This window comes from Planosporangium spinosum (assembly GCF_049999945.1).
GTDB classification, from domain to species: Bacteria; Actinomycetota; Actinomycetes; order Mycobacteriales; family Micromonosporaceae; genus Planosporangium; species Planosporangium spinosum.
Map to the genome: position 1 here is coordinate 32,151 of NZ_JBLYUB010000031.1, position 12,430 is coordinate 44,580.

A 12,430-nucleotide genomic window follows, 5' to 3' on the forward strand; every position below is an offset into this window, starting at 1 on the left:
AGCGCGTGCAGCACGGCCATGAAGTGCGACCTACCGGAGCCGAAGGAGCCGTGCAGGTACGCCGCCCGCGACGTGCCGGCCGCCAGGGCGAGGGAGATCAGCCCCGGTCATGCATCGGCTTTAGCTACCTTCGGTGAGATGGGCACTCTGTGGCATGGATGAGACAGGTTCGCCGCCCGGGGGAGTACGGCGGATCCACGGGAAGTCCTCGGCGCTGTGGTCGTGCGGCGCCATGCAATCGACGATCCAGATGGGGCCGTCGGCGCATTCGACCCGGATCCCGTCCGACGGTTCCGTGCGGGTCCTGAGCACCTCCAACCGGTCACCGTTGACGTCGGCGACCGGCCCGTGAGTGCCCGACGTGGCGAACCGGAACGTGCGGACCTGGTTGTGGACCTCGTCGGCGGTGCGCGTCCAGTCAACGGCGAGGAACTCCCGCTCCATCCAACCCGCGTACGAAGCGGCACTCGAATCCTGCCGGACGCCCTCGTGCCCGTCGCCGACGAGAGCGAGGGCGTCGGCGAGGAGGTCGGGAACGGCGGCGGCGACGTGGCCGAACAGCCGCTCCGCCACCGCGTCCTCGGCGACGGGGATGCCGCCTTTCTGGATGACGACCGGCCCGGTGTCGAAATCCTCGTCCATCCGGTGGACGGTCACACCGATCTCGCGGTCGCCGTTGCGAATCGCCCAGTGAACGGGTATCGGTCCTCGGTACCTCGGCAGGAGTGACGAGTGGACGTTGATGGCGCCCAGTCGGGCGATTCGCAGTACGGATGCCGGAAGCTTCCACGGGAAGCAGTAGCACACCAGAAGGTCCGGCCGGTAGCCGGCCAGCGCACGTTCCAGATGCGCCGCACGTGCCGGCAGCAGCAGATCCGTCCCGCTCGGGACGGCGTCGATCACGCCGCTGATGGCAGACCGCGTCGCCGCGTCCGCCCGGCCGGCTGGTCGTGGGGAGCGGGCGGAGACATAGGCCACCGGTTCATGCCCTGCCCGGGTGCACGCAGTCTGGAGTGGGGCGAAGTCGTCAGCGCCGTGAGACAACAAAACGAGGCGCATTTTCTCCGCCACACCCACCCTCGTCGCAGCGCTGCAGAATATCGGGAGTCCTGGTCCGGTCGACTACGCTTCTGGAATGTCGGGCTTTGCCGCGACCAGCAGGGCTCGGGGGATCACCACCAGGCGCTCGTCGGGGGCGACACTGACGCCGTCGGGAAGGCGTGCCGTGTAGGTTGAGGTGAGGTCGCGACCGACCACCGCGATGTCACCGTTGTCGAGCTCCCAGATGTCCGGGCATCCGGAACCGCCGGAGGTCTGTCCCAGTTCTGCGGCGGACTTGCCCAGGCGGCGCTTCAGGGACGCGGATGGATCGGCTTCCCATGGTCGTTGCATTTCGCCTCCTCTGACGAGGCCATGCGCGTGCCAACGGGTGGCAGCCGTATGGCGTCGTTGCCCTACGGGCCATTCGGCACGCGTCACGTTACGACCTCGCGTCCATAGCGGCAACGGACAAGACGGGGGCCTGCACTCCGAAAAGCGGCGAGCCGACCGGGATTCCCTGTCCCGTCATCGCACGGCGGCGTGAGCAGGGAGCGGTTCGGCTCCGTCGCCGGCTCGATCAGCGTTGGGCTTGCCCCTGAAGCGTTCGCTGGGATGCTTGCGTCGACGCTTGGCTGGGCACCGTCGGGCGCCTTGAGCAACCCGTCGGTCCACGGTTCGATGACCTGGAAGCGGTCTATCCCACCCGGTCCGAGTTCATCTCCCGATGCCACCGCATGCCGTGTTCGACGGGGCAACCGACCGCTTGTCCCGGTGATCACGCGAGTATGCTGCGTCGACGGCGTGACGTGGAGATTCGGCGGCGGCTGAGACCGCGACCCTGCTATCCACTCGCGGAGCGTACGGAAGGCGTCGACAAGCATGATGGAAGACGAGCGGGTCGGGAACCAGCAGCGGACCCAGGTGTTGGAACTGCTCGGCGCCGCCTTGGAACAGGGCTACATCACGCTCGAGGAGTACGAGCAGCGGATGGCCACGGTGAGCGCGGCGCAAACGATGTCCGTGCTGTACAACCAGGTCGCAGATCTGCCGGCGCAGTTCAGATGGGATCCGCGCCCGGCCGCCCAGCAGTCCGGCGGGTGGTCGCCCGTCCAGCAGCCCGTCGCGGGACCGGCTGTTCAGCCTCTCACCGAGGAGAAGGCGCGGACGTTCGCCCTCACCGCGCTGGTGTTCGGGGCCGCGTCCATACCCCTGTCGGTCTGCTTTGTCGGCTGGCTGCTCGGCATCGCCGCCATCATCTTCAGCGTCCCGGGCGCCAAGGGGACCGGCAGTTGGACCAAGGCGTTCGTGGGCCGTGTCCTGGGCATCCTGGGCATCGTCATCGAGTTGGGCCTCGTCGCGATCCTCATCTTCGGCAACACGGCCAAGCCCGACGGTACGTAGGCTCTACCGCCGCTGCGGCAGGTGAACGGTGCGCAGCGCGTCGAGGCCTGCCTCTGTTGTTCCGGATCGATGCGCCTGGTTCCACTACACCTGGCCGCGCCGTCCTGGCGCGGACCGAGGTGGACGGAGATCGGCCAGCGGGTCACGGGGGCGGACACCACACTCATCGATCGGCAGTCGCCCGTCCGTCGTCCAGCGTCACCGCGACGTTCACCCTTGGCGGCTCGCCCGGTCGGACAGACCCGGCTGGCTTAACAGTTCGCACTCGCCGGTCGGCTCTTGTGGGTGACGGCGTGACTCTGCTGAGCTACAGCACGCACGGTAAACGTCCGGTGCGGATGCACGATCGCCCGGTGGGGCGGCCCGTTGCCGGCTCGACCGGACGGCGCCTTGTGACGTGGCTGCTCGTGAAGGCAGTTCCCGCTGGTCAACGTCTTGGCGCGGGTCCGTCGGGGCGGGTGAGGTGAGCTCCGGACGGTGGTCGCGATGCGGCTCACCGCCGGGTCGAAGAGAGGGTGAGGGGACGGCCAATGGGTCGGCTGCTGCCACCCAATCTCGAGCTCGCCCGCGAGCTGCTGGCCGCACGCGGGCCACTGTCGCCTGACGAGCTCGCCGCCGTGCTCCGCGACAGCGGTGTCGTATTGGGCGCGGCGCGACTGGCCAAGCTGCCGGACCGGTACCCGGACGCCTTCGCGTTCGACGAGCGCGGGCACCTGGTGCTTCCCGGCCCAGCCGGAGACACTGACGGCGATCACGCGGACGAACCGGGCGGCGACGACGACTCCGACGGTCCCGCGTGGCTGAGGGTCGAGCGACCGCTGGCGATCTCCATCGAGGACCTGGTCGTGATCACCGCGGGCCGGCCCGCGGCGGACCTCACCGCGCGCCGGCCCGCGGCGGACCTCGCCGCGCGCCGGCCCGCAGCTGACCTTGCCGCGCTGCGGCTCCGCGACGGGCACGCGGCCCTGATACCGGCCGGGCCCGATCAGGCAGCCAAGGTCCGGGAATTCGCGGCCGGCGCGTCCGGCGTGGTCTGCTACGGAGCGGTACCCGGCGGATCCACCGTGCTGGCGGACCTGCCCGGCGCGCTGATCGACCTGCGGCTGCTCGCGCTGCTCGACGAGCCCGGCAGACCGTACGGACGGCTCTCGGAGCTGTGCGCCGCCCTCGGCGTCGAGCTGCGCGGCGGTCTCGTCGAGGAGGCCCGTGCCATCGCCGAGTGCCTCCGGATCCTGGTCGAGAAGTCCGACCTGTCGGACGCCTCGTGGCGGCTGGCCGCGGCCTGTCTCGTCGCCGGTGGCTCGGACCTGGTCCGGGTGCTGCCGGCCGTGCCGTTGCCGCGGGAGGCGACGGACGGCATCGAGTGCGCCGTGGACCCGCTGCTCGCCCTGCCCGAGGCAGCCACGCAAGCGCCGGGCACCGCCTACGAGGCCGTACGCGACGCGTTCGCCAGGCTGGGCGACTTCGGGTACGCGCCGCGCCGCTCGCAGCGCGAGATGGCCGACACGGTGGCCGAGGTTCTCGACTCCGGTGGACTGCTCGCGGTCGAGGCGCCCACCGGCACCGGGAAGTCCCTCGCCTATCTTGTGCCCGCGGCCGGCCGGGCGGCGCGCCCCCGCCGGCCCGTGGTCGTCGCGACCGCGACCAAGGTGCTGCAGCAGCAACTCCGGCGCGACGTCGCCAGGCTGCAGCAACAGCGGCTGTTCCGGGTACCGTTCCGGCAGCTGTTCGGCGTCGCCAACTACATCTGCCCGCGGGAGCTGGCCAACGGCCTGCACTCGTCGGAGCCCGACGCCGGGCCGGAGCACTGGCTGGCCCTCGCCGTGGCCGTCCGCGCGCTGGCCACCGCGGCCACCGGGGTGTGGGACGAGGTGGCCGACGCTGACGTGGCCCGCGACCGGCCCGGCTATGCGGCCACCCGGGCGATTCTGCGCACCGACTCCGACTCCTGTGAACGGGCCGAGTGCGAGTGGGCCGCGAAGTGTCCGCTGTTCACCCGCCTCGCCGGGATGGCCGAGCGCCCCGGGGTCGTCGCCGTCAACCACGCGCTGGTCGCGGCCTGGGCGAAGCTGGCACGGGAGGGCGTGCCGAGCCCCGGCGACGTCCTGGCGGCCGGGGTCACCGACCTGATCTTCGACGAGGCGCACGAACTCGAGGACTCGCTGACCGGCGCCTGGACCGAGTCGGTGGGCCGCGTCGACCTGGTCGCGCTCGCCGCCCGCCTCGACGGGCGGACCGGGCTCGACCGGCAGCTGCGCCGGCTGGCCAAGCGCGGCGTCGACCTGCGCGGTGAGCACACGTTTCCCCGCCTCGGCCGGCACCTGCTCGCGGGTACGAAGAAGCTCACCGACACGGTCGATGAGTACCTGCACGAGTACGGCGGCAGCGCCCGCTCAGCGGTCCTGCGTGCCGGGATCGTCCGGGGCCGGTCGGAGTACCGGCAGGTCTGGGACGCCACGATCGGCCTCGACCGGACCCTTCAGCAGGCGCTCCTGGCGCTGACCTCCGTCGCGGAGGCGGGCCGTGACGTGTCGGCGACGGCGCCGCCCCGGGCCCGCCGCCTGCTGCGTAGCGTCGTCGTCCGCGCCACCGGCGCGGCGCGGGCGGTGGAGAAGACCCGCGAGGTACTCGGCCACCTCAGGAGCCTCGACGACGAGCATCTGTGGGTGTACCGGCTGTCGGAAGACCCGGAGAGCCGGGAGAAACGGGAGAGTCGGAAAGACCCCGAGAACCAGGAAGGGCCGGTCGACTGGGCCTTCGAGTGCGTACCGATCGACGTCAGCACCGCGTTCGCCGACGGTATCGTCGCCCCCGCCCGCAGCGTCAGCCTGACCAGCGCCACGCTGACCACCGGCGGAACATTCGACTTCCTCCAGTCCCGGCTGGGCGTACGGGTCGAGGCCGGCAGCAGCGAACCCGGGGTCTTCCAGGGCAAGCTCCTGGAGAGCCCGTTCCACCATGACCAGCAGTCCGCGGTCGTCCTCACCAGCCACCTCCCGGTACCGGTGCCGAGCCAGGAACAGGAGTTCGTCGAGGAGTTCGCCCGCGACCAGGTCGGGTTCCTGTCGCTGACCGGCGGGAAGGCGCTCACGCTCTTCGCCGCCCGCAAACGTATGGAGGCGGTCGCCGACCTCGTCCGCCAACGCGCCGCCGACCTGGAGCAGCGCGGCGTGCAGTTGCTGGTGCAGGGCGAGGCGGGCCGCACCGAGATCTCCGAGCGGTTCCGGACCGAGCCGGGGACGGTGGTCTACGGGCTGCGCTCGTACTGGCAGGGCTTCGACGCACCGGGCGAGACGCTGAGCTACCTGGTGCTGGAGAAGCCGCCCTACCCCCATCCGGACGACCCGGTGGTCGCGGCTCGGGTACGCGCCATCGCCGACCGCGGGGGAGACCCGTTCCTCGAGTACGTGGTACCCAAGACGGCGATCCTGTTCGCCCAGGGCTTCGGCCGGCTCATCCGCACCGAGAACGACCGCGGTGTCGCCCTGGTCTGCGACCGGCGGATGCAGTCGCCCAGCACCGCCAACCGGCTGCTGCTGTCGACCCTGCCCGGCCCGGAGGTGCACTACGCGCTCGACCGGGACGACGCCTGGCGGTACGCGCTGCGCTTCGTCACCGGCGAGGATCCCGACCTGTCGGACGCCCTGGCGCTCGCCGGCAGCGAGGTCGACGCGATTCTCGACCGGTTGCGCCTGGTCGACGGTGAGGATCCCGAAGCCAAGCTGCGCGAGGCGGCCCGCCTGCTGTTCGGCATCGAGCACCTGCGCGACGCCCAGCTCGAACTGATGATCGCGCATCTGCGCGGCGAGGACACCCTCGGCCTGCTGCCCACCGGCAGCGGGAAGTCGCTGTGCTTCCAACTGCCGGCACTGATCCGGCCCGACGACCGGGCGACGGTCGTGGTCAGCCCGCTCGTCGCGCTCATCAAGGACCAGCTCGACGACCTGCGCGGCCGCCGCGGCATCTCCCGCGTCCAGGGCATCACCGCGAACACGTCCACCGCCCTGCGTACCGAGATCCTGCGGGACGTGGCGGCGGGAAAGGTGCGTCTGCTGTACGTGTCCCCGGAGCGGCTCGTCCGCGACCCGGTCCTGCGCCGCGCCCTGGAACGGCAGGACCTGGCGGCGCTGGTGGTCGACGAGGCGCACTGCATCAGCGACTGGGGCCACGACTTCCGGCCGGAGTTCCGGCAGGTGGCCGCGGCGGTCGCGGACCTGGGACGGGCGCCGCGGATGGCGTTGACCGCCACCGCCACCCAACCGGTGGCCGACGACATCAGCAGGACCCTCGAACTCGACGCGCCGGTCCGGGTCGTCCAGCCGTCCGACCGTCCCAACCTGCGGTTCCGCGTCGTCCAGGTGTCCGGCGAACGGGAGCGGGCCCGGGAGCTGCTGCGCATCGTCACCGCGATGGGGGAGACACCGGGGATCGTGTACGCGTCCCGGCGTGCGGTCACCGAGGAGGTCGCGGCGCTGCTGCGGCGGGCCGGTCTCAAGGCCCGGCACTACCACGCCGGCATGGTCCCCGAGCAGCGCGAAGCCGTGCAGGACGACTTCTTCGCCGGTACCACGCAGGTCGTCGTGGCGACCAAGGCGTTCGGGATGGGCGTGAACAAGCCCGACATCGGCTGGGTGGTGCACTACGACCTGCCGGAGTCGCTCGACGCGTACGTCCAGGAGGCGGGGCGGGCGGCGCGCGCCGCGGAGCTGCAGGGGGAGTGCGTCCTGCTCTACAGCGGTGCCGACGTGCGGCGCCGCCGGTCGCACCTCACCGACGACGCCGGAGGCAAGCGGCTGGCCCACGTCACCGCGCTGCTCGGCCAGCTCGCCGGCCAGCGCGGGCGCGGCGCCGACGTCGTCTTCGACCCGGAAGAACTGGCCGACGCCGTCGGGGTCGACGTCGACGAGCTGAACGTGCTTCTCGCCTGGCTGGAACGTACCGGCGCGATCGAGCAGCAGCCCGACTGCACGGCCCGGGGGACCGTGCACGTGGGCCTGCGCGAGCCGGCGGACGCCGAGGAGCGGCGCCGGTTCCGCGAGCTGTCGGTACTGCTGAAGTTCCGGCCGCAGGTCGGCAGCCGCATCGACTTCGAGCGGCTGCGCGAGGAGCACCGGCTCGACCCCGACGCGCTCGAACGTGACCTGGTCGTCTGGTCGCTGGACCGACTGGTCACCTTCTCCTCGTCGCAGCGGTACCGCCGGGTCCGGCTGCTGTCGCAGCGGGTCGACGAGGTGGCGCTGCACCGTGAGGTGAGCCGGTGGACCGCCTGGCAGCGCCGGCAACTCGACGCGATGGTCTCCTACGCCCGCGACGGTGGCTGCCGGCGCGCGGCGATCGTCAGCTACTTCGGGTTCCCGCCGCGCGACTGCGGGCCGGACGACGAGGCGTGCGACGGCTGCGGCGGACGCTCGCCCTGGCTCGACCTGCCGGCGTCGGCGGTACCCGACCCGGAGCTGCTGGTCAACGTCGACCTGGTCGTCCTCCAGGCGGTGGCGTGGGCCGGAACCCTGACCAAGGGACGGTACGGGGAGTTCGGCCTGAAGCAGGCAGTCCTCGGCGCGGAGACCATGCCCGGCGGCCGTCCCCTCGGCGCCGGCCTGCAGCGCTGCCCCCAGTTCGGCGCGCTGCGCTACGTGCGCGCCAACGACCGGCGCTGGGACGAGGCGGTCCGTGACCTCATCAAGGCCGGCCGGATCGCCCGCGAGGACGTCCAGCGGCAGGCCGCCCAGTACACGACCCTCACCCTCACCCCCGCGGGCAGGCAGATACTCGGAGGCCGACATGGCTGAGCGGAGCAGCGTCGAGCGCACCATCACCGAGGAGATGCTCGACAGCGGCGAGATCCCGCTCGGGCCGGTCGAACAGCAGAGACTCGGCATTCCCGACCGCTCGACCGCGCTCACCCTGGTGGCGGACGGGGACGAGCTGTCCGTTGCCTGGTCGGGCGGGCGCCGCCGGCTGACCGGGGAGCCGCTGCTGGAGTACCTCCAGGACACCGGCCGGATCGGCGGCCTTGTCCGGCTGGAACGGCGCGACGGCGGGCAGCTCGAACTCGTCGTGCTCGCCAGCCGCGGCAACGACTTCTCGACCCGGTCGCACTCGCCGCTGTGGGGCGCGTCGTCGCCGGCCGCCACGCCGGGTACCGGCACCACGGCCCCCGCCCGGCGTACCCGGCGCACCAACCGCAGCGACCGGTACCGGCTGCGCCAGCGCGACGAGTACGCGTGGGAAGGTGGGATCGGCTTCCTCACGGAGGCGCGGGCGCACCTTCTCGGCGCGTTGAAGGCCGGCGGCTGGGATCCGGCGGACGCCGTGGAGATCCGCCTGGAGGGCGAGCGGCTGGCCACCCTCGACCAGTTCGAGGAACTACTGGCCGTCGACGTGGCCAACATCGAGCACATGCCGCACCAGGAGGCCGCCGCCCGCACCGTACTGGCGCGGATGAACGGACGCGGGATCCTCGCCGACGAGGTCGGTCTCGGCAAGACCGTCGAGGGCGGGCTGGTCCTCAAGGAGCTGCTGCTGCGCGGCCTCGCCGAGCGGGTGCTCATCATCTGCCCGGCGCCACTGCGCGACCAGTGGCGCGAGGAGCTGCGCGACAAGTTCGGCGAGGACTTCGTGGTCCTCGGCAGCGGCCAGGACCGGGCCGCCTTCGCGCAGGACCGCCTCATCATGACCCATCAGCTGGCCATGCGTAATGCCGACCGGATGGACAAGCCGTTCGACCTGGTCATCATCGACGAGGCGCACCGGCTGGCCGGCGCCGGCGCCCGCGTCACCCGCGAGAAGCTCGGCCGGCTGGTGGCCGAGGCGCCCCGGGCCCTGTTCCTCACCGCCACGCCGGTGCAGAACAACCTGCTTGAGCTGTACCGCCTCGTGGAGCTGCTGCGCCCCGAGACGTTCCAGTCCGAACGCGACTTCATCAACCGCTTCGTGGACCGGTCCGATCCGCGCCGGCCGGTCAACGCGCCCGAGCTGCGCACGCTGGTCAGGGACGTCATCATCCGCACCACCCGCCAGCAGGCGGGGCTGGACAAGGTCAGGCGGATGCCGCCGCTGGACCTCCCGATCACGCTGAGCAGACCCGAGCGGCAGCTGTACGACCTGATCATCGATGCGCTCCGGCACAAGATGACGCACCCGGGCGACACGATGCGCCGCCGCCAGCTCGCCCTGCGCCTGACCGCCTCCCCGCGCGCGGTCATGAAGAGTGCGTTGCGGATCGCCGGAAAGCACTCCGACCCCGAGGTCCGGCAGGTAATGACCGACATCGGCCACCTCGCCGGGGACATCCACCACACCGCCCGCGAACAGGCCGCGCTGCAGGTGCTGCACAAGTGGCTGGACGAGCACGGCCGGGTGCTGCTGTTCACCCAGCACACCGACACCCTCGACGGGCTGCTGCGGCTGCTGGCCACCGAAGGCATCACCGCCGCGCCGTTCCACGGAGGGATGGCCCACGCCGCCAAAGGCAGGTCGGTGGCCGACTTCCGCGCCGGCAAGGCGCAGGTACTGATCTCCACCGACGCCGGCGCCGAAGGTGTCAACCTGCAGGTCGCCAACTGCGTGCTCAACTACGACCTGCCGTGGAACCCGATGCGCATCGAACAGCGCATCGGCCGGGTGCACCGGCTCACCCAGACCCGCGACGTGTACATCGCCAACCTGTTCGCCCGCGACACCGTCGACGAAGCCGTCTACCGGCTGCTGCACGACAAGCTCGCCATGTTCGAGCTGCTGTTCGGGCAGGTCGTCACGGTACTGGGCGAGCTCGAAGGCACCCAGGACGCCAGCATGGAGAACCGGGTTCTCGAGGCGCTGTACGCCAAGAGTGACGGCACCATGCAGCAGCGGCTCAACGAGCTCGGCAGCCAACTGGAGAAGGCGCGCAGCCGGGCACTGGACATGATGCAGGCCGACAACGGCCTCAACGACTGGATCGCCCAGCGCAACGAGGAACGCAAGGCGCGGGCCGAGCAGGAACAGGCCCGCGAACTGTTGCCGGACCCGGCCAAGCGCGCCCGCCGCCGCCAGCAGGACGTGGAGCAGTTCGTGCGCCGCTTCCTGAAGCTCGCCGGAGCTGAGGAGACCTACTCCGCCGAAGGCTTCGTCATCGTCAAGCTCCCCGCCGACCTCACGGAGGTGATGGACGGGCGCGAGGAGCTGTATCTGGCGTTCACGAACGCGGCCCTCGAGCACCACCCCGAGGCGGAGCTGTGCGTGGTCGGTTCGGAGGTCTTCGACGAGGTGCTGCGGGTAATGCGTGAGCACGGCGACCTCACCGGATCGGTACGCACGTTGCCGGCCGTCCACGCCGACCCGATCACCCCGCACGCGCCCATGGTCCGGCTGGCCGACCGGCGCATCGAACCGACCGAGGACTGGTCGGCGCGGGCGACGTACCGGGTACAGGACAGCTCCTCGGGCGGTACCCAGGAACTCGTCACCATCCAGGTCGGCGCGCGGGTCTCCGAGGACGGGGAACGCGAACCGCTCGCCGACGGCGCGCGGCTGCCGGCCGGGTTGACCGCCGCGGACGTGCTGCAGGAGGTCGACCTGCACGCAGCCGTCGAACTCACCGACCGGCTGGAAGCGGCGCGCAGAGCCGACCAGCAACGCGAGGACGACGCCCGGCAGAAGATGCTCGGCAACCTGCGCAAGGAGGTCGACGAGGTCGAGACGAAGCTCGCGAATACCTGGGGCCCCTATGAGCGCTCCGAGTTGTACGAGCGCCTTGACCAGCTGGACCGCGCGATCCGGACCGCGAGTAAGCGGGTGGTGGTCGGCGGGCACACGGAGCTGCGGGCCGAACTGCTCGCCGTCGAGTTCCAGGGCTCGGACGAGCTGCGGGTGGTCGAGCGCTGGGAGCACGTCAACGGGGCGGTGCGGGAGATCCGGTACCCGTGGACCGGAGACCTTGCCGACCACATCTTCATGTGCGAGGCCACCGGCGTCGCGGTCGGCACCTTCGCGCTGTGCACTGACGCCCACGTCGTCGATGCGTCGGCGCTCGACCGGTGCGAGATCTGCGACCTGGACCGGTGTGCCGCGTGTGGGCCGGCCTGGGCCGTGGCCGCCTGCCCCGGATGCCATCGGCGCGCGTGTGGCGGGTGCCGGCCGCACGGCATCCTGTGCACGGAGTGCCTGAAGCCGGAGCGGGCACCTGACCTCGACAGCGCCTGGGAGCGCGGCTGGCGGCTGGGCAGCGGTGCGCAGCTTCTCGTCGGCGCCCGCCACGCCGTCCTGGTCCGGGAGGACGGCGCCCGGGTCGACATCGTGCCCGACGGCGACCTGACCGACCCGGTACGCGCCAGGCTTCGCGGGCTCGCCGACCGGCTGAACCTGCCGGCCGGCGCCGGTCTGGTCGCCTCCGCCGCCCGCCCGCCCGTTGCCGACCTGGTCGCCGGCGCGGCCTGGGCGGACGTGGAGGACTCGATCTGGTGGACCTGGACCCCCGACGCCGACGGCACCGTCAGCGCCGAGGTGGCTGACCTGTTGCCCGAGCTGTCCGGTCCGGACGCGGTGGGGGAGAGCAGCCTGGGCCTGGCGTCACTGCTGTCGATGCTGCGCAGCGGCGGTGAGGTACCGGCACCGCCGGCCGTGGCGGCGGTGCCGTTCACCGTGGTCCGCCGGGTGGACTGGCAGGAGGGACAGTTCGTCTACCGGGAGCTGTGGCAGGACGGCGACCGGGAGCCGGTGGAGGTCGAACGGGACAGCCAGGCGCTCGCGGCGAGCGCCCACGACGTGCTCCCGTTCTGCCAGCCGGTGGCGGCGACCAGAACCGGTCCGGTCACGGTGGAGATCGACCGGCTCCACCGCTCCTACGTGGTACTCCTCACGGACGGCTCGCACACCTCGACACGGTTCGTCCCCGGAGCGGTGGGTGCCGCCCTCCACGTCGAGGAGCAGTTGGCCAGAATGCTCGCCGCCGCCGAGCTGCCCGCGGACCGGGTCGTGGTCCGTCACCCGGAGACGGGTACGAGCGGCC

4 protein-coding genes and 1 pseudogene are annotated in these 12,430 nt (G+C 71.6%); 3 read left to right on the top strand and 2 right to left on the bottom strand.

Translation table 11 applies throughout. The features are described from left to right. Positions 1–120: 120 nt before the first annotated feature. Positions 121–1,077 carry a methionyl-tRNA formyltransferase gene (locus ACNTMW_RS29365; protein WP_426637165.1) on the bottom strand — a complete coding sequence of 319 codons (957 nt, stop codon included), beginning with the start codon at positions 1,075–1,077 and terminating at the stop codon, positions 121–123. Positions 1,078–1,122: 45 nt separating this feature from the next. Next, the gene (locus tag ACNTMW_RS29370; RefSeq protein ID WP_426637166.1) at positions 1,123–1,392 is read right to left on the bottom strand and encodes a hypothetical protein; all 270 of its coding nucleotides are present in this window, start codon (positions 1,390–1,392) and stop codon (positions 1,123–1,125) included. Positions 1,393–1,920: 528 nt separating this feature from the next. On the opposite strand from ACNTMW_RS29370, the gene ACNTMW_RS29375 reads away from it, so the two are divergent. From ACNTMW_RS29375 to ACNTMW_RS29385, 3 genes and pseudogenes are all read left to right on the top strand, one after another. Further along, positions 1,921–2,442 (top strand): DUF1707 domain-containing protein, encoded by a 522-nt coding sequence (locus tag ACNTMW_RS29375; RefSeq protein ID WP_426637167.1) that lies wholly within the window; start codon positions 1,921–1,923, stop codon positions 2,440–2,442. 530 nt (positions 2,443–2,972) lie between these two features. Beyond that, the gene (locus ACNTMW_RS29380; RefSeq protein ID WP_426637168.1) at positions 2,973–8,231 is read left to right on the top strand and encodes a RecQ family ATP-dependent DNA helicase; all 5,259 of its coding nucleotides are present in this window, start codon (positions 2,973–2,975) and stop codon (positions 8,229–8,231) included. Between the two features lie 610 nt (positions 8,232–8,841). Continuing rightward, positions 8,842–10,065: pseudogene (locus ACNTMW_RS29385) on the top strand (DEAD/DEAH box helicase); the annotation flags it as partial. Positions 10,066–12,430 lie beyond the last annotated feature (2,365 nt).